The sequence below is a fragment of the Streptomyces sp. LX-29 genome (assembly GCF_029541745.1).
Classification (GTDB): domain Bacteria; phylum Actinomycetota; class Actinomycetes; order Streptomycetales; family Streptomycetaceae; genus Streptomyces.
The window spans coordinates 3,218,278-3,236,779 of sequence record NZ_CP089746.1 but is presented as its reverse complement, the minus strand read 5'-3'; the positions used below and the strand labels follow the sequence as shown (position 1 = coordinate 3,236,779).

14 protein-coding genes and 1 pseudogene are annotated in these 18,502 nt (G+C 72.6%); 9 read left to right on the top strand and 6 right to left on the bottom strand.

What is annotated here, in order from left to right; genetic code table 11:
- Positions 1–132: 132 nt before the first annotated feature.
- A complete protein-coding gene (gene rarD / locus LRS74_RS13820; RefSeq protein WP_277741275.1) occupies positions 133–1,188 on the bottom strand; it encodes an EamA family transporter RarD in 1,056 nt (351 codons plus the stop codon).
- A gap of 420 nt (positions 1,189–1,608) precedes the next feature.
- Between rarD and LRS74_RS13815 the strand changes: the two are divergent.
- A pseudogene (locus LRS74_RS13815) lies at positions 1,609–2,532 on the top strand (serine/threonine-protein kinase); the annotation flags it as partial.
- A 421-nt stretch (positions 2,533–2,953) separates the two neighbouring features.
- Here LRS74_RS13815 and LRS74_RS13810 read toward each other — a convergent pair.
- From LRS74_RS13810 to LRS74_RS13790, 5 genes are all read right to left on the bottom strand, one after another.
- A complete protein-coding gene (locus tag LRS74_RS13810; protein WP_277741273.1) occupies positions 2,954–4,030 on the bottom strand; it encodes a 2-oxoacid:ferredoxin oxidoreductase subunit beta in 1,077 nt (358 codons plus the stop codon).
- Positions 4,023–5,999 carry a 2-oxoacid:acceptor oxidoreductase subunit alpha gene (locus tag LRS74_RS13805; protein WP_277741272.1) on the bottom strand — a complete coding sequence of 659 codons (1,977 nt, stop codon included), beginning with the start codon at positions 5,997–5,999 and terminating at the stop codon, positions 4,023–4,025. The genes LRS74_RS13810 and LRS74_RS13805 overlap by 8 nt, the downstream gene beginning before the upstream one ends.
- A 272-nt stretch (positions 6,000–6,271) precedes the next feature.
- A complete protein-coding gene (locus LRS74_RS13800; RefSeq protein ID WP_277744746.1) occupies positions 6,272–6,931 on the bottom strand; it encodes a response regulator transcription factor in 660 nt (219 codons plus the stop codon).
- 276 nt (positions 6,932–7,207) lie between these two features.
- Entirely contained in the window at positions 7,208–8,548 is a 1,341-nt protein-coding gene (locus LRS74_RS13795) for a sensor histidine kinase (protein WP_277741271.1), read from the bottom strand.
- 369 nt (positions 8,549–8,917) lie between these two features.
- Complete coding sequence (locus LRS74_RS13790; protein WP_277741270.1) at positions 8,918–10,117, bottom strand: sensor domain-containing protein; 1,200 nt, start codon at positions 10,115–10,117, stop codon at positions 8,918–8,920.
- A 627-nt stretch (positions 10,118–10,744) separates the two neighbouring features.
- On the opposite strand from LRS74_RS13790, the gene LRS74_RS13785 reads away from it, so the two are divergent.
- From LRS74_RS13785 to LRS74_RS13750, 8 genes are read left to right on the top strand one after another with little or no spacing between them, the layout of a single operon-like run.
- Positions 10,745–11,140: an NADH-quinone oxidoreductase subunit A gene (locus tag LRS74_RS13785; protein ID WP_277741269.1), complete on the top strand. Its 396-nt coding sequence runs from the start codon at positions 10,745–10,747 to the stop codon at positions 11,138–11,140.
- Positions 11,131–11,919: an NADH-quinone oxidoreductase subunit B family protein gene (locus tag LRS74_RS33620; RefSeq protein WP_347178133.1), complete on the top strand. Its 789-nt coding sequence runs from the start codon at positions 11,131–11,133 to the stop codon at positions 11,917–11,919. Before LRS74_RS13785 ends, LRS74_RS33620 begins: the two co-directional genes overlap by 10 nt.
- Positions 11,916–13,907, top strand: coding sequence for an NADH-quinone oxidoreductase subunit C (locus tag LRS74_RS13775; RefSeq protein ID WP_347178132.1), 1,992 nt, complete (start codon positions 11,916–11,918; stop codon positions 13,905–13,907). Before LRS74_RS33620 ends, LRS74_RS13775 begins: the two co-directional genes overlap by 4 nt.
- Positions 13,904–14,866 (top strand): complex I subunit 1 family protein, encoded by a 963-nt coding sequence (locus LRS74_RS13770; protein ID WP_144380905.1) that lies wholly within the window; start codon positions 13,904–13,906, stop codon positions 14,864–14,866. The genes LRS74_RS13775 and LRS74_RS13770 overlap by 4 nt, the downstream gene beginning before the upstream one ends.
- Positions 14,863–15,420, top strand: coding sequence for an NADH-quinone oxidoreductase subunit I (locus LRS74_RS13765; RefSeq protein WP_277744744.1), 558 nt, complete (start codon positions 14,863–14,865; stop codon positions 15,418–15,420). The genes LRS74_RS13770 and LRS74_RS13765 overlap by 4 nt, the downstream gene beginning before the upstream one ends.
- Positions 15,417–16,058, top strand: coding sequence for an NADH-quinone oxidoreductase subunit J (locus tag LRS74_RS13760; protein ID WP_277741268.1), 642 nt, complete (start codon positions 15,417–15,419; stop codon positions 16,056–16,058). Before LRS74_RS13765 ends, LRS74_RS13760 begins: the two co-directional genes overlap by 4 nt.
- The gene (nuoK, locus tag LRS74_RS13755) at positions 16,058–16,426 is read left to right on the top strand and encodes an NADH-quinone oxidoreductase subunit NuoK (RefSeq protein ID WP_277741267.1); all 369 of its coding nucleotides are present in this window, start codon (positions 16,058–16,060) and stop codon (positions 16,424–16,426) included. Before LRS74_RS13760 ends, nuoK begins: the two co-directional genes overlap by 1 nt.
- Complete coding sequence (locus LRS74_RS13750) at positions 16,423–18,498, top strand: NADH-quinone oxidoreductase subunit L (protein WP_277741266.1); 2,076 nt, start codon at positions 16,423–16,425, stop codon at positions 18,496–18,498. Before nuoK ends, LRS74_RS13750 begins: the two co-directional genes overlap by 4 nt.
- Positions 18,499–18,502: the final 4 nt, after the last annotated feature.

Genomic DNA, 18,502 nt, shown 5'->3' with positions numbered 1-18,502 from the left:
GGAGCGGTCGATCGGCGAAGCTGCGGAGCTGAGTGATGTGAGCTGATGCTCCGTGTGTGGTTGTGTCCGCGTCAAGACGGGAATCGGACACGGCTTGCCGGATATCGATCCCTATGACGGGTGGGCTATCCGCTAGGGGGCGGTTCGCGACGCCGCGGGGTCGGCGGCGCCGGTGCCGGTCACGGCCGTGGCGGTGTCCATGGTGGCTGCGGCCGTGGCCGTGGCCGTAACCGCCGGCGCCACGGTCGCGTCGGCGGCGGCCTTGGTCTCCGCCTCCGCCCGGGCCCGTGCCCGCGCCAACCGCCCCTGCCGCGCGGTGCGCAGCGCGTCCCAGGTCAGCAGCGTCAGCGCCAGCCACACGAGGGCGAAGCCCGCCCACCGCTCCGGCGGCATCGACTCGTGGAAGACCAGCAGACCGAGGGCGAACTGGGAGGTCGGGGCGAGGTACTGCATGAGGCCGATCGTCGACAGCGGCAGCCGTACCGCCGACGCGCCGAAGCAGATCAGCGGGACCGCGGTCACCGCGCCCGTGGCCATCAGCAGCAAGGCGTGGCCGACGCCCTCGCCGGCGAAGGTCGTGTCGCCCTGGGCGCCCGTGAACAGCAGGAACGCCAGGGCGGGCAGGAACTGCATCGAGGTCTCGGCGGCGAAGGACTCCAGCCCGTCCAGCCCGACCCGCTTCTTGACCAGGCTGTACGTCCCGAAGCTGAAGGCGAGGATGAGCGCGATCCACGGCGGCCTGCCGTATCCCACGGCGAGGACCACCACGGCGACGAGGCCGATGCCCACGGCCGTCCACTGCGCCGGGCGCAGCCGTTCCCGCAGCAGCAGCACGCCGAAGCCGATGCTGACGAGCGGGTTGATGAAGTAGCCGAGGGACGTCTCGACGACGTAGCCGGAGTTGACGCCCCAGATGTAGGTGCCCCAGTTGAGGGAGATCACGCAGGACGCGAGGGCGATGGAGGCCAGGCGCTTGGGCTGCCGCAGCAGCTGGGGTATCCACGACCAGCGGCGCAGCGCCACGACGATGCCGACGGCCACGATCAGAGACCACGCCATGCGGTGGGCGAGGATCTCGGCGGCGCCGGCGGGTTCCAGAAGCGGCCAGTACAGCGGGAAGAGCCCCCACATGCCGTACGCGGCAAAGCCGTACGCGAGCCCGGCGCGCTGCTCGTTCTGCGGCTTCACATGTCCTCCCCTGAGCGTGGCAACTCGTCGAAGGTAGCGCCGTGGACGACTCATGTCATTTCCATATCGGCATACGGTCATGACACCTGTGTCGCGCGGCGCATCGCGCCCCGCCCGACGCGCCGCGTCAGGAGGACCGATCACTCCTCGTACGGGACCGGTTCACGCTCCTGCCCGTACCATCGGCACAACACCCGGGGAACGCAGGACCCGCTGTGGGGGTCTCGTGGAGTACGAGAGAACGGGCGGCTGGGCCAGGCGCGGTCGGCGCCCCACCACCGCCGACACCGTCCCCGCCCCGCGAGGGCGCCCGCGGAACGCGGCCTGCCCGGCCCCCGATCGAACGAGGCGCGCCGCCCCGGGGAACGGCGCCGCCCCACCGATCCGCCTCGCGGCCCGGAGCGCCCGGGAGGCCCGGTCGTGACCGAGCCGCTGCTTCCCTCCGACCCCACCTGGGTCGCCGGCCACCGTCTGCTGGGGCGGCTGGGCGCGGGGGGCATGGGCGTGGTCTACCTCGGCCGTACGCCGGCCGGCACGCTGGTGGCGATCAAGGTCATTCAGGCCGAGTACGCGGACGAGCCGGAGTTCCGGGCCCGCTTCCGCCGGGAGATCGCGGCCGCCTGTCGGGTGAGCAGCCCCTGGGCGGTGCCGGTCACCGCCGCCGACCCGGACGCGGCCGAGCCCTGGTTGGCCACGGTCTTCGTGCCGGGCCCCTCCCTGGCCGAGGCGGTCGCCGCACACGGGCCGCTGCCCGTACGCAGCGTGCGCGTGCTGGGCAAGCGGCTGGCCCGCGCGCTGGACGCGGTCCACGCGGCGGGACTGGTCCACCGCGATGTGAAGCCCTGCAACGTGCTGCTGGCCGTGGACGGCCCGCGGCTGATCGACTTCGGTATCGCGCGGGGTTGGGAGAACCCGCGGACCGAGTCCGCCGGCCCCGTCCTCGGCACGCCCCTGACCTCGATGACCTCCAGCGACGTCATCGTCGGCACTCCGGGCTTCCTGGCGCCGGAGCAGGCCGAGGCGCGCGCCACGGAGGTCGGGCCGGCCAGCGACGTCTTCGCGCTCGGCTGCCTGCTCGCCTACGCGGCCACCGGCCGCCCGCCGTTCGGTACCGGCGCGGTCGACGCGGTGCTGCACCGCACCGTGTACGGCGCGGCCGACCTCCAGGGCGTGGACGCCCTCGACGGACACCTCGCCGACCTGCTGCGCGACTGCCTGACGAAGGACCCGGCCCGGCGGCCGACCGCGCGCCGGCTCGACAAGGCGCTGCCCGAGGACGCGCCGCGGGGCGGTGCGAGCTGGCTGCCCGAGCCCCTGGCACGAATGATCGCTGAGCGGGCCGCCGAGACGGCGGTGTCGCGGGACGCCGACCCCGCCGTCCCCGAGGAGCCGCTTCGCCCGGGCCGACCGAGGCGGCACGGCGCCGGGCAGGTCGACCCGATCCGGTGAGCGTCCCGAGGGGCGGCGCGGTCGCCCCACGACCGGGACCCGGCGCGCGACCGAGCGACGAGGCGAGGGGGAGCGGCGGCGAGGGGGAGAGGGTGAGCCGGCGGGGGAGGCAGGCGGCGAGCGAAGGCGGTGCCACGGAAGGCGAGGCGTCTGGACGGCGGGCGTGGCGAAGGGGCGAGGCCGGCACGGTGAAGGGCGCGCCGAAAGGGCGAGGGGCGTCGGGTGTGGCCCGGCGCCCCTCGGCGTTCGGGCCCGCGCGAGGTGCGCGGGTCCGCTACGGGTTCGCCCACGGGATGTGCGCGGGCGTCGACGGGTGTCAGCCGACGACCGTCCAGGTGTCGTTGCCCGCGAGCAGAGCGGCCAGGTCCCCCTTGCCGTGCTGCTCGATGGCGGCGTCGAGCTGGTCGGCCATCTGGGTGTCGTACACCGGGCGGTCGACGCTGCGGAGCACACCGATCGGGGTGTGGTGCAGGGTGTCGGGGTCGGCCAGCCGGGACAGCGCGAAGGCGGTGGTCGGGGACGCGGCGTGGGCGTCGTGGACCAGGACGTCCGCCTCGTTCTCGGCGGTGACGGCGACGACCTTGAGGTCGCCGGTGGCCGGGTCGCGCACCACGCCCTTGCCGCCGTCGGCGCCGAAGCGGATGGGGCGACCGTGCTCCAGCCGGATGACGGCGTCCTGAGCCTGCTCCTTGTCCTTGAGGACCTCGAAGGCTCCGTCGTTGAAGATGTTGCAGTTCTGGTAGATCTCGACCAGCGCGGTGCCGGGGTGGGCGGCGGCCTGACGCAACACCTCGGTCAGGTGCTTGCGGTCGGAGTCGACCGTGCGGGCCACGAAGGACGCCTCGGCGCCGATGGCCAGCGAGACCGGGTTGAACGGGGCGTCCAGCGAGCCCATCGGCGTGGACTTGGTGATCTTTCCGACCTCGGAGGTCGGGCTGTACTGGCCCTTGGTCAGTCCGTAGATGCGGTTGTTGAAAAGAAGGATCTTGAGGTTCACATTGCGCCGGAGCGCGTGGATGAGGTGGTTGCCTCCGATGGAGAGGGCGTCCCCGTCACCGGTGACCACCCACACCGACAGATCCCGGCGCGAGCTGGCCAGCCCGGTGGCGATGGCCGGGGCGCGGCCGTGGATGGAGTGCATCCCGTAGGTGTTCATGTAGTACGGGAAGCGGGAGGAGCAGCCGATGCCCGAGACGAAGACGATGTTCTCCTTCGCCAGGCCGAGCTCGGGCATGAAGCCCTGGACGGCGGCGAGGATGGCGTAGTCACCGCAGCCAGGGCACCAGCGCACTTCCTGATCGGACTTGAAGTCCTTCATGGACTGCTTGGTGTCCGCCTTCGGCACCAGGGAAAGCGCCTCGAAGGCCGAGGTCCCTTCCATCGTCTCAGTCATTGATGGCCTCCTTGAGGCTGTGCTGAATAACCTCCGCGAGGTGGGTCGCGAGCTGCTCCGCCTTGAACGGCAGGCCCCGCACCTGGGTGAAGGACTCGGCGTCCACCAGGTACTTGGCGCGGATCATGGTGGCGAGTTGACCCAGGTTCATCTCCGGCACGATCACCTTGTCGTAACCGGCCAGCACCGTTCCCAGGTTGCCGGGGAACGGGTTCAGATGGCGCAGGTGCGCCTGCGCGATGACGCCCCCCGACGCCCGGATGCGCCGGACGGCCGCGGTGATCGGGCCGTAGGTGGAGCCCCAGCCGAGCACCAGGACCCGCGCCTCCCCGCTCGGGTCGTCGACCACCAGGTCGGACACGGCGATGCCGTCGACCTTGGCCTGACGGGTGCGCACCATGTGGTCGTGGTTGGCGGGGTCGTAGGAGATGTTCCCGCTGCCGTCCTGCTTCTCGATCCCGCCGATGCGGTGCTCGAGCCCCGGCGTGCCCGGCACCGCCCAGGGGCGGGCCAGCGTCTGCGGGTCGCGCTTGTAGGGCCAGAACACCTCGGTGCCGTCGTCGAGGGTGTGGTTGGGACCGGTGGCGAACTGCACGCGCAGGTCCGGCAGGTCCTCCACCTCGGGGATGCGCCAGGGCTCCGAGCCGTTGGCCAGGTAGCCGTCCGACAGCAGGAACACCGGGGTGCGGTAGGTCAGCGCGATCCGCGCGGCCTCCAGGGCGGCGTCGAAGCAGTCCGCGGGGGTGGCCGGGGCCACCACCGGCACCGGCGCCTCGCCGTTGCGCCCGTACATCGCCTGGAGCAGATCCGCCTGCTCGGTCTTGGTGGGCAGGCCGGTGGAGGGGCCGCCGCGCTGGATGTCCACGATCAGCAGCGGCAGTTCCAGGCTCACCGCGAGACCGATGGTCTCGCTCTTGAGCGCCACGCCCGGACCGGAGGTGGTGGTCACCGCCAGCGAGCCGCCGAACGCCGCCCCCAACGCCGCGCCGATACCGGCGATCTCATCCTCCGCCTGGAACGTCCGCACGCCGAAGTTCTTGTGCCTGGACAGCTCGTGGAGGATGTCGGAGGCCGGGGTGATCGGATACGACCCCAGGTAGAGCGGCAGATCCGCCTGGCGGGAGGCCGCGACCAGGCCGTACGACAGCGCCAGGTTCCCGGAGATGTTCCGGTAGGTGCCGGCGGGGAACGCCGAGGTGGCGGGGGCGACCTCGTAGGAGACGGCGAAGTCCTCCGTGGTCTCGCCGAAGTTCCAGCCGGCCTGGAAGGCGGCGACGTTCGCCTCCGCGATCGCGGGCTTCTTCGCGAACTTCTTGCGCAGGAACTCCTCGGTCCCGTGGGTGGGCCGGTGGTACATCCACGACAGCAGCCCGAGCGCGAACATGTTCTTACTGCGCTCGGCCTCCTTCCGGCTGAGCCCGAAGTCCTTCAGCGCCTCGATCGTCAGCGTGGTCAGCGGCACCGGATGGACCCGGTAGGCGTCCAGCGACCCGTCCTCCAGCGGACTGGTCTCGTACCCCACCTTGGCCATCGGCCGCTTGGTGAACTCGTCGGTGTTCACGATGATCTCCGCGCCGCGCGGCAGATCCCCGATGTTCGCCTTCAGCGCGGCCGGATTCATCGCGACCAGCACATTCGGCGCGTCACCAGGCGTGAGAATGTCGTGGTCCGCGAAATGCAACTGGAAACTCGACACGCCCGGCAGCGTCCCGGCGGGCGCCCGGATCTCGGCCGGGAAATTCGGCAGCGTGGACAAATCATTGCCGAACGACGCCGTCTCCGAGGTGAACCGGTCACCCGTGAGCTGCATTCCGTCACCCGAGTCACCGGCAAACCGGATGATCACCCGATCCAGACGGCGGACCTCTTTTGCGCCATCCGGTTGCCGCTGGCCCCCGACGAGCGTGTGCTCGCCCTCTTGCTCGGCTGGTTCGGCCTGCTCGGCCGGGCTACTGACCTGGCTGGTCACTGCTTCGGACCTCCCTAGAGGCGACGCTTTGTGGACAGTCGGTGCCGACCGGTTGTCCCATGGCCATCGTACGTCGGTAAGGGTGTCCATCCCTGAATAGATCACATGATGGACGCCCGTATCGGACACCTTTTTGTCACGCTTTGTTGCGCTCTGGTCGCCCCGTGGTCCCTTATCCAGCGGCTCTCCCCCATCGGTCTTTGGTTCTACGACTCGCGCTCTACCAGCAAGGATCTCTCCGCGGACCTGATGTGACGTCAGGTCCGGGCTTCCTAGGAATTGAGGTACGTCAGCACCGCGAGCACCCGGCGGTGATCGCCCTCACTCGGGGAGAGGCCGAGCTTGAGGAAGATGTTGCTGACGTGCTTTTCGACGGCTCCGTCGCTGACCACGAGCTGCTTGGCGATGGCGGAATTCGTCCGTCCTTCCGCCATCAGGCCCAGCACCTCGCGCTCGCGCGGGGTGAGCGCGGTCAGCACGTCCTGCTTACGGCTGCGGCCCAGCAGCTGGGCGACCACCTCGGGGTCCAGAGCGGTGCCGCCGCTGGCGACCCGCACCACCGCGTCCACGAACTCCCGGACCTCCGCCACCCGGTCCTTGAGCAGATAGCCGACGCCACGGCTGCTGCCGGCCAGCAGCTCCGTCGCGTACTGCTCCTCCACGTACTGCGACAGCACGAGCACGCCCAGCTCCGGGTGGTCGCGGCGCAGTCGCACCGCCGCCCGCACCCCCTCGTCCGTGTGCGTCGGAGGCATCCGAACGTCGGCCACCACCACGTCCGGCAGCTCCCCCTGGGCGGCCAGCTCCTTGATCGAGGCGAGCAGCGCCTCGGCGTCCCCCACGCCCGCGATCACCTCGTGCCCCCGGTCGGTCAGCAGCCGGGTCAGGCCCTCCCGAAGCAGCACCGAGTCCTCGGCGATGACCACCCGCACCTTGTCCTCCACGATCTTCTGACCCCCACGTCAACGGTTCGTGGGTCCAGCATTCCAGGATTCCCCCAGGGCCCGCGCACCCTGTGGACAGCCTGCGTGGCGCGACGGCCGGCTGTGGACAACCCCGTCACCCGCGCCGGGGAACGGGCGCGGGCGACGGGGGGCGAAGGTGGCCGACGGGGGGGAAGAGGGTGGGCGACGGGCGGGGCGGCGGGAGCGGCGGAGGTGGACGATGAGGGCGGGCGGTGAGGACGGGCGGCGAGAGCGGGCGGCGACTCAGCCGCGCCAGGGCAGCTCCGCGGTGATCGCGGTGGGGCCGCCCGGCGGCGAGTCGACGACGAGAATGCCGTCCACCGCGTCGAGCCGCTCGGCCAGCCCGGCCAGCCCCGCACCGCCCGCGAGGACGGCGCCGCCCACTCCGTCGTCCGTGACCTGGAGCATCAGCCGGCCCTCGGCCCGCCACACGTCGATGGTGGCCCGGTGCGCCCGGCTGTGCTTGCTGACGTTCTGGAGCAGCTCGGACACGGTGAAGTACGCGATGCCCTCGATCGCCGGGGCGGGTCGCTCCGGGAGGTCCGCCGTGACGTGCACCGGGACCGTGCAGCGCGCCGCCACGGCGGACAGCGCCGGGCCCAGTCCGCGGTCGGTGAGGATGGCGGGGTGGATGCCGCGGGCGAGGTCGCGGAGTTCTTGGAGGGCGAGTTTCACTTCGCCGTGGGCGTCGTCGACCATGCGGGCGGCGGCTTCGGGGTCTTCGAGGAGTTTCTCCTTGGCGAGGCCGAGGTCCATGGCGAGGGCGACGAGGCGGGCCTGGGCTCCGTCGTGGAGGTCGCGTTCGATGCGGCGCAGGTCGGCGGCGGCGGTGTCCACCACCGTCCCCCGATCCGACTCCAGCTCCCACACCCGCGTCGCCAGCCGGGACGGCCCCAGCAGCCCGGAGACCAGCAGCCGGTCCACCGCGGTCAGCCCGCGGAACAGCCAGGGCGAGGCGAGCACCAGCAGCGCGCCGCCAGCCGAGGTCAGGGCGGCCTCGAAGGGGGTTTCGAGGTAGATGTTCTCGGTGCCGTCCTCGTTGCCGTACAGCTGGATGCCGGGCTGGTTCCCGTACTCCGGGAGGGTCCACTTCCACAGCGGGTACGTGAGCATGGTCCAGCCGAGCGTCCACAGCGTCACCGAGACGACGAAGCCGAATATCGCCCAGGGGAAGTGAAGGATCGCGTAGAGCACATGGCGCCAGGAGGTGCCGCTCTTGAGCAGCGCGACCACCCAGCCGATGACCCCGCCCGAGCCCTTCTTCCGGCTCGCGACCCGCACCGGCTCCGGCTCGGCGACGTCCAGCCGGAGCAGCGCACGGGCCCGCACCCGCTCGAAGACCCCGAGACCGCGGCAGCCCGCCAGGGCGATGCCCAGCACCGGGATGCCGAGGAAGGTGATCAGCAGCCCGACGCCCAGGGAGAGCGTCGTGATCGCGTAGGTGAACGACACCAGGGCCATCGGGAGGCTCAGCAGCAGGTACAGGAACTCGCGCCAGGCACGGCCCTCGAACGGCGCGCGCAGCACCGCGTGCACCCCACTGCGGGACTCCACTCTGGTCTCCGGTCCGTATGCGCTGGCCATGTCCTGTCCGTCCTCCGCAACTGGTTCCTCGCTGGCATGATCTCCAGGCTGTGTCCAGCGTGGCGGAGCGCGACTCCTCGGACCATGGAGCCGGTAGGTCTCTTCATGGTGGGGTTAGCCCTACCTCGGGCGAAGGACGGTGCGGACAGCGCGGACCAGGCACGTCTCGCGGAGCCGGTCGCCGGAGCCGGGGTTGGGGCCGGGTCCCGGTCCGGCGCCGGGGCCGGCCCCGGCTCCGCCGTGGTCGGTGGTGATCCGGCCGAGCCACACCGGGAGCCGCTCGGTGGCCGGTCCGGGTACTGCTCCTGCGGGATCCGCTTGGTGGCCGGTCCGGGTACTCCTCGGGCGGGCACTGCCCGTCCGGGACCGCTATGCGGTCCGGGCGCCGCCGTTCGCGACCCGGTTCCGCCAGGGCAGCTCGGCGGTGACCGTCGTCGGGCCACCCACCGGGGAGTCGACGGCGAAGAGGCCGTCGACCGAGCGGAGCCGCTCGGCCAGGCCCGCCAGTCCGCTGCCGGCGTCGACGCTGGCGCCGCCCTGCCCGTCGTCCCGCACCTGGATCAGCAGCCGGTCGGCGGACCGCCACAGCTCGATCTCCGCGGTCCGCGCCCGGCTGTGCTTGCTGACGTTCTGGAGCAGCTCGGACACGGTGAAGTAGGCGATGCCCTCGATGGCGGGTGCCGGGCGGTCGGCCAGGTCGACGGAGACCTTCACGGGAACGGTGCACCGCGCGGCGACCGAGGACAGCGCCGCGTCCAGTCCGCGGTCGGTGAGGATGGCGGGGTGGATGCCGCGGGCGAGGTCGCGGAGTTCTTGGAGGGCGAGTTTCACTTCGCCGTGGGCGTCGTCGACCATGCGGGCGGCGGCTTCGGGGTCTTCGAGGAGTTTCTCCTTGGCGAGGCCGAGGTCCATGGCGAGGGCGACGAGGCGGGCCTGGGCTCCGTCGTGGAGGTCGCGTTCGATGCGGCGCAGGTCGGCGGCGGCGGTGTCCACCACCGTTCCCCGGTCCGACTCCAACTCGGCGATCCGCCGCTCCAGCTCGTCGGAGGGCGACAACAGCGCGCGCGCCATCATGCGGTCGACGTTGGCCAGGCCGCGCGCGATCCACGGCAGCACCGGCCAGGCGACGAACAGCGAGACGAGAACGACGGTGAAGGTGAGCACGCCCCAGGGCAGTCGGATGATCGAGTGGAGTGTGATCCGCCAGGCCACCGGGTCCTTCAGTGACTGCCACAGCCGGGAGAAGAAGTCGCCGCCCTTGCGACGCGGCAGCGGGCTGGGCTCGTCGATGCGCACGCCCAGCAGGGAGCGCGCCCGGCGCCGCTCGAACGAGCCGAGCAGCCGGCTGCCCGCCAGGCCGAGCGTCAGCAGCGGCAGGCCGACCACCGTGATCGAGAGCAGCACGCCCGCGTACAGCCACAGGGACACGAAGGTGAAGCCGACGATCGCCACCGGGAGATTGGCCAGGAGATAGGCGATCTCCTTCCAGGTGTGCGCGGGCATCGGGAGAGTGGGGGGCGGCAGCCGGTCGGCCTCGGCGGCCTCACCGGTGTCTGAGCGGGCGGTCATACGGCACAGACTGCCGCCCGCGCGGGCCCGCCGCCAAGGCGGGGCTCTACGAGAGGACCGCGCTGGTCGGCCGTACGGGAGCACCGCGCGAGCCGGCCCTATGGGAGTACCGCGCGGGGCCGGCCGTATGGGAGTAGCCAGCGAGCCCGGCCGTACGGGGACACCGCGCGGGTCGGCCGTACGGGAGCACCGCGCGGTCGTACGCGACACCGCGCGGCCGCATGGGGACACCGCGCGGCCGCGCCGGATCACCGCGCGCCCAGCGGCGTCAATGGTCACGACAGCGCAACGCGCCCCCGCGGCGGTCGCCACGGCACGAGGCGGCGCATGAGCGGGGGCGCACCACCACGTCTACGACAAAGCGTGCGCGCCGCGTGTGCGGGGTGTGCGTGGGCGGCTACCGAGTGGGCATAGAGGTGGAGGAGAGGCGGGGGACGCGCGTGGCCGCCGGCGGGGCGGTGCCGTCGCATGCCGGACGGCCGACCCACCCCGGCTCCCACAGGGCCTAGACTCCCGTCCGTACGGATCGTCGAATATCCCCAAGGTCGACGAGCAGCAGGCCAGCGCCAGCGGGCAGGACAGGGAGCGAGGGGCGGACACGTGCCGGAGGCGACGACCGTGCGCACCATGAGTGTCCAGCATGTCGAACTCGCGGCCGACTACTTCGACAGCTATTCAGTGGTCGGTCTCCTCGGCGTGATCGGCGTCCTCTTCGTCGCCGTGGCCTTCGGGGCCGGGCGACTGCTGCGGCCCGTGGTCCCGACGCCCGAGAAGCTGCTCACGTACGAGTGCGGAGTGGATCCGGTCGGCGAGGGCTGGGCCCACACCCAGATCCGCTATTACGTCTACGCTTTCTTGTATGTGATCTTCGCGGTGGACGCGATCTTCCTCTTCCCGTGGGCGACGGTGTTCGCCGCACCCGGCTTCGGCGCCACGACGCTGGTGGAGATGTTCATCTTCCTCGGCTTCCTCGCCGTGGGCCTCCTGTACGCATGGAAGAAGGGCGTCCTCGAATGGACGTGACCCCTGTGACTCCCGGGACTCCAGTGACCCCCGCGAACGCCTCGTCGGCCACCCCCGCTCCCACTGCCGCCACGCCCGCGGCCGCGTCCTCCGCGGCCCCCGAGCTCCTGCCGGAGCCGCGGCGGCTGGGCGTGCTGTCCCGACTCGCCCCCGAGCCCATGAAGGTGGTCCTGAACTGGGGCCGCCGCTACAGCCTGTGGGTCTTCAACTTCGGGCTGGCGTGTTGCGCGATCGAGTTCATCGCGGCGTCCATGTCCCGCCACGACTTCATCCGGCTCGGCGTGATCCCGTTCGCGCCCGGCCCCCGCCAGGCCGATCTCATGATCGTCTCTGGCACGGTCACCGACAAGATGGCGCCCGCGGTGAAGCGGCTGTACGAGCAGATGCCCGAGCCGAAGTACGTGATCTCCTTCGGCGCCTGCTCCAACTGCGGCGGTCCCTACTGGGACTCCTACTCGGTGACCAAGGGCGTGGACCAGATCATCCCCGTCGACGTCTACGTCCCCGGCTGCCCGCCCCGCCCCGAGGCCCTCCTCCAGGGCATCCTCAAGCTCCAGGAGAAGATCGCCAACGAGTCGCTCGGCGAGCGGTACGCCGCCCCCGGCGCGGGCACGGGGCGCCCCTCTTCGAGCGCCCTGCGCAGCGGGCTGATCACGCCTCCGCCGCCGCCCGCCGCCGCTCCGACAAGCGTCGCCGGCACTCCGGACGCCGGTACTCCGGACGCGGGCACTCCGGACACCGGCACTCCGGACGCCCCGCGTGGGGAGGGCGACCGATGACCGAACGCGACGAACGGCCCGCGGCCCCGCCCGCCGCCGAGAACACAGAGGCCACCGGGCCCGCCGGAGCCACCGAGGCCACCAGGTCTGCCGGGACTGCTGGGGCTGTCGGGGCTGCTGGCGCCGCCGATGCCCCGGTGACGAAGGAGACCGCTGAGGCCAGCGGGACCGTTGAGGCCAGCGGGACCAGTGACGCCGCCGCGACCGCCGGGACCGATGGGGCCACTGAGCCCGATGGGACCACAGAGCCGCAGCCCGCGGAGCCGCCGGTCGGCTGGCTGCCCGGCCCGGCCGACGAGATCTTCGGCGTGGGCGCCACGGCCGAGGAGAGCTACGACCTGCTCACGGTCGACGTCCCCGCCGCCGCGTGGCTGACCGCCCTGGAGGCCGCCCGCTCCACGCTGGGCTGCACCTACTTCGACTGGCTGAGCGCCGTCGACGAGCCGGGCACCGGCTTCCGCGTCGCCGCGCACGTCGTCGCGCTCCCCGGCGCCGGCCCCTCCGCCACGCCGGGCGAGGGCGGCGCCACGACCGTACGGCGCCTGCTCGTACGGACCACCGTGCCGCACGAGGCCCCGGCGCTGCCCACCGCCACCGGCGTGTTCGCGGGCGCGGCGTGGCACGAGCGCGAGACCCACGAGATGTTCGGCATCGGCTTCACCGGCCACCCGCACCTGGCGCCGCTGCTGCTCCCCGACAGCTTCGAGGGGCACCCGCTGCGCAAGGACTTCGTGCTGGCCGCGCGCGTGGCCAAGGCATGGCCGGGTGCCAAGGAGCCGGGGGAGTCCGACCACGGCGGCCCCAAGCGCCGCCAGATGCTTCCGCCCGGCGTTCCCGACCCCAACGAGTGGGGCCCGCTCAAGGGCCAGCTCCCCGCGGCCCCCGCCCGCCCGGCCCGAGGCGCCCGCGCCGCGGGTGCGGCGGCGGGCGAGCGCCCGGCACGCCGTACCCGTACCGCCGCCGCGGGCTCCGCGAGCCAGTCCGCCGGCGCCGCCGCGACGAGCCCGGCGGCCGCGGAGGCGGCGCCGGCCGCCACTCCGCGCCGCGCGCGGAGCGCGAGCGCCGGCTCCGCGAGCCAGCGCGCCGCGGCCGAGCCCACGCCCGAGCAGGCATCCGAGCAGGCGTCTGGTCAGCCCGGAACCGCCGCACCAGCGCGCCGCGCGCGGAGTGCCGGTGACGGTTCGGTGAGCCAGGGCCAGGCGGCCGCCCCGGCGGCCTCCGACGCCCAGCAGCCCGACGCCCCGCAGCCCGACGCCGCGACCGCTCCGCCCCAGACCGCCGCGCCGGCCGGTCCGCGCCGCGCGCGCAGCGCCGGCGCCGGCTCGGCGAGCCAGCGGGCGGCAGCCGCGGCCTCGGCTGCGGCCGGGGAGTCGGCGAAGGCCGCCGATGCCTCAGTGACAGCCGCCGACGCCTCAGAGGCAACGGACGCCGCTGCGCGGCCGCGCGGGTCCGCGGCACCGGCCGACGGCACCGCGGCGCGCCCCGCTCCGCCGCGCACCCGCTCGGCCGACGCGCCCTGGCACCACGCCCGCCCGGCGTTCGACGAGCCCGACACGGCCGCCAAGGACGCCGCGAAGGAGTCCAAGCCCGCCAAGGACGCAGCAGAGGGGTCATCGCAGGACGACGCTCGGGACGCGGCCGCCGAGAACGCCTCCGGCGCGGCGCCCGAGTCGAGCGGCGACGCGGCCCCTGAGAAGAAGGTCCAAGACTCGACCCCCGAAGGCGCCCCCGACGCGGCCCCTGGGCCGAGCGGTGACACGGGCCCCCAGGGTGGCGAAGCCGTAGCGCCGTCTCAGGAGGCACCCGGCGCGAGCCCTGAGCCCAGCGGTGACACGGCCCGCAAGGGTGCCCTGGACGCGTCGTCCTCCCCGAGCGACCCCGGCGCGGCCCCCGCTTCGGGTGGCGCGGCCCCCGACAGCCCCGAGCCGGGCCCCGCTCCCACCCCGACCCCTGACCCCGACCCCGGACACGATGGAGGCGACAGGTGAACGACGTCCTCGACGTCGGGCTGCGACTGCTCGCCGTATTCCTCGCCTTCCTGGTGTTTCCCCTGGTCATCGGGCAGACCGAGCACAAGGTCATGGCCCATATGCAGGGGCGCCTCGGGCCGATGTACGCCGGTGGTTTCCACGGGTGGGCCCAGCTGGTCGCGGACGGGGTGAAGTTCGCGCAGAAGGAGGACGTGGTCCCGGCCGGGGCCGACCGGCGGATCTTCCAGCTCGCGCCGGCCGTCGCCCTGCTCCCGTACCTCCTGGTGCTCGTGGCGATCCCGATAGGCCCGGACAACGCCGTCGGCAGGTTCGTCGACGCCGGCATCTTCTTCGTGCTCGCCGTGATGGGCGTGGGCGTGCTCGGTTCGCTGATGGCGGGTTGGGCCTCGGCCAACAAGTTCTCGCTCCTCGGCGGCCTGCGCACGGCCGCGCAGCTCATGGCGTACGAACTGCCGATGCTGCTGGCCGCCGCGTCGGTGGCGATGGCCGCCGGCACCGTCTCGCTGCCGGGCATCCTCCACGAGTTCGAGTGGTGGTGGGTGCCCTGGCAGATCGTGGGCGGGCTGGTCTTCTTCACCGCCGGACTCGCCGAGCTCCAGCGCCCGCCGTTCGACGCGCCGGTCGCCGACTCGGAGATCATCTTCGGTGCGTACACCGAGTACACGGGCCTGCGCTTCGCCCTCTTCCTGCTCGCCGAGTACGCGGGCATCGTCGTCCTGTGCGCGCTGACCAGCGTGCTCTTCCTGGGCGGCTGGCACGGACCGTTCGCCGACGACCTCGGCTGGCTGTGGACGCTGCTGAAGACCGGCCTCCTCGCCTTCGTCGTGATCTGGCTCCGGGTGACCTATCCGCGGCTCCGCGAGGACCAGCTGCAGCGCTTCGCCTGGACCGTGCTCATCCCGTTCGCCCTCGCCCAGATCGCCCTCACCGGCGTCATCAAGGTGGTGATCTCCTGATGGGTATCCCCGGTTCCGGCCTGGCCAAGGGCCTGGCGGTCACGCTGCGGACGATGACCCGGAAGTCGCACACCGCGCAGTACCCGGAGGTGCAGCCCGAGCTGCCGCCGCGTACGCGCGGGGTCATCGGGCTGTTCGAGGAGAACTGCACGGTCTGCATGCTGTGCGCGCGCGAGTGCCCGGACTGGTGCATCTACATCGACTCCCACAAGGAGACGGTGCCGCCCGCCGCCCCCGGCGGGCGGGAGCGCAGCCGCAATGTGCTGGACCGCTTCGCCATCGACTTCTCGCTCTGCATGTACTGCGGCATCTGCATCGAGGTGTGCCCCTTCGACGCGCTGTTCTGGTCGCCGGAGTTCGAGTACGCGGAGACGGACATCCGCGACCTCACCCACGAGCGCGACAAGCTGCGCGAGTGGATGTGGACGGTGCCGGCGCCGCCGGCGCTGGACCCGGGGGCCGAGGAGCCCAAGGAGATCGCGGCCGCCCGCAAGACCGCCGACAAGCTCGCCTCCGAGCTGGAGAACCGCACCGGGCAGGAGGGCGACGCATGACGCTCGCGGCCGCCGGCCACGGCTTCCTGTCGCCCACGGGCGTCGAGATCGTCTTCCTTCTGGTCGGCCTCGCCACCCTGGGCGCCGCCGTGCTGACCGTCACCACCAGGCAGCTGGTCCACGCGGCCCTGTGGCTGGTGATGGCGCTCGGCGGGCTCGCCGTGGAGTACCTCCTGCTCACCGCCGAGTTCATCGCCTGGGTGCAGGTGCTGATCTACGTCGGCTCCGTGGTGGTACTGCTCCTCTTCGGACTGATGCTGACCAAGGCGCCCATCGGCCGCTCGCCCGACGCCGACTCGGGCAACCGCTGGGTCGCGCTCGCGGTGGCCGTGGCCTCCGCCGGAACGCTGGTCTGGGTGGTCGTGGACGCCTTCCGCTCCACCTGGATCGACCTCGACCAGGGCGTTCAGGGCTCCACCGCCGTCTCCGGCGAGAGCCTGTTCCGGCACTGGGTGCTGCCCTTCGAGGCGCTGTCCGTCCTCCTCCTCGCCGCGCTGATCGGCGCCATCGTCCTGTCCCGCAAGAACGGCGAGAACAGCGGCAACGGCGAGAACGGCGGCACGGGCGGCAACGCCGGGAACGCCAAGATCGGGGAGAGCCGCCGGGAGACTCAGCACGGTAAGGAGACGACGCGCTGATGCACCTCGCCTACCCCGCCGTCCTGGCGGTCCTGCTGTTCTGCACCGGGCTCTACGGCGTCCTGGCCCGGCGCAACGCCATCCTGGTGCTGATGTCGGTCGAGCTGATGCTCAACGCCGTCAACCTCAACCTCGTCGCCTTCGACGTCTGGCTCCGCGACACGCTGCACGCGGGCCAGGCGCTCACCCTCTTCACCATCGCCATCGCCGCCGCCGAGATCGGCATCGGACTGGCCATCGTGCTGCTGGTCTACCGCAACCGCGGCACGTCCGACGTCGACAGGCTCACCGACCTCGCGGAGCGACCCGGGACCGGGCTGCCCGAGGCGGGGGAGCCCGCGGAGAAGAAGGCAGAGGCCGCCGCGTGACGATCACGACCACCGCCGCCCTCGTCCCGCTGCTGCCCTTCCTCGGTGCCGTCGCGGGCCTGCTCCTGGGCCGGCGCGCCCCCGGCTTCGTCCGACCGCTCGCCGTGCTGCCGGCCCTCGCCGCGGCCGCGCTGGCGACCGTCGTCGCGGTCCGGCAGAACGGCGGGGACCCGGTCGGCGGCTCCGTCCGACTGGCCGACACCGGCTCGATCCCCATCGACCTGGCGTTCCACATCGACGGCTTCGCCGCGCTGGTGGCGGTCCTGGTCGGCGTGGTGGCCTCCTGCGTGCAGATCTTCTCCACCGGCTATCTGCGCGACGACCCGCGCTACCCCTCCTACGCCGCCCTGGTCTCCCTCTTCACGGCCGCGATGCTGCTGGTCGTGTACTCCGACGACCTGATCGTGCTGCTCGTCGGCTGGGAGATCATGGGCATCTGCTCGTACTTCCTGGTGGGCCACTACTGGGAGACCGCGGCCGCCCGCTCCGCCTCGCTGAAGGCGTTCCTGGTCACCAAGCTGGGCGACGTGCCCTTTCTGATCGGCATCTTCGCGCTCGCCGCGGACGCGGGCACGTTCCGCATCAGCACCATCTACGCCCGGCTCACCTCCTCCGTCTCCGACTTCCAGCTCGATCAGCCGACCCTCATCGCGCTGCTGCTGCTGGCCGGAGTCGCGGGCAAGTCCGCGCAGTTCCCGCTGCACAGCTGGCTCCCGGACGCGATGGCGGGCCCCACCCCGGTCTCCGCGCTGATCCACGCGGCCACCATGGTCGCCGCCGGCGTGTACTTCATCGCGCGCCTGCTGCCCGTCTTCACCTCCTCGGCGGCGGCGCTGGTCGTGATGGGGATCATGGCGGCGATCACCATGATCGGCTCGGCGCTGTGCGCCCTGGCCCAGGACGACATCAAACGGGTGCTGGCCTACTCCACCATCGGCCAGCTCGGCTACATGACCGGTGCGCTCGCCGTCGGCGACCGCGGCGCGGGCGTGTTCCACCTGATGACCCACGGCGCGTTCAAGGCGCTGCTGTTCCTGGCCGCGGGCGTGATCATCTATGTGGCGGGCACCAACTCGCTGACCGAGATGGCGCGGGCCGGCGGCGTCCGCCGGCTCGCCCCCGACGCCTACCGGACCCTGACCGTCGGCCTGATCGCCCTGGCCGCGCTGCCCCCGTTCAGCGGCTTCTTCTCCAAGGAGGCCGTGCTCAGCTCCGCCGAGCACACCGCGCTCGGCCACGCCCACGGCATCCCGGCCGCGGCCGGCTGGACGGTGCTGGTCGCCGGGCTGCTCACGGCGCTGCTCACCGCGGCCTACGCCACCCGGCTGTGGCTGCTGGCCGGCAACCCGGGCCGGGCGACGCGCGCCGCCAAGACCGTGGCGCCCGAGCCTCCGGCGCCCGCCGAGCCACCGGCCCGGCAGGTGCCGCTCGCCATGAACCTCGTCCTGTGGGTGCTCGCCGTCCCCGCGCTCACCTCCGGACTGCTCTTCAACCACCTCCCCGGCTGGTTCGACGACCGCTCCCTCGACCCGACGCTGACCACCTCCCTGGTGGGCACCGGGCTGGCCCTGGCCGGCGGGCTCATCACCTACGGGGCCTGGCGGCGCACCGCCGCGCTCGCGGCCCCCGCCCCGCTCGTGCCGACCGCCGGACCCGCCCCCGCGGCCGCCGGCGCCGAGCCCGCCCTGGTCGAGGCCGGGGCCATCGCCAGCCACGAGCAGCCGTACACCCACGAGGAGCCGTACCCGGCCGGCGCCGCGGCCCCCGACCATGTGGACCCCGGCCGGCTGCTGCTCGGCCCGCTCCACCCGCACGCGGCGGCCGGATTCCACCTCGACGCCGTCTACACCGCGCTGTTCGTCCGCCCCGTGCGGGCCGCCGCCACGCTCGTCCGCTTCCTCGACCGCGAGGTCGTCGACGCGTACGTGCGGGGCGCGGGCACCGCCCCCGGCCTGCTGGGCGCGGCCGTCCGGCGCGCCCAGACCGGCAATGTGCAGACCTATCTGAGCGCGCTGCTCGCGGGCTCGCTCGTGCTGGCCGTCGCCGCCGTCCTCGTCGCAGCCGGAGCCTGACCCG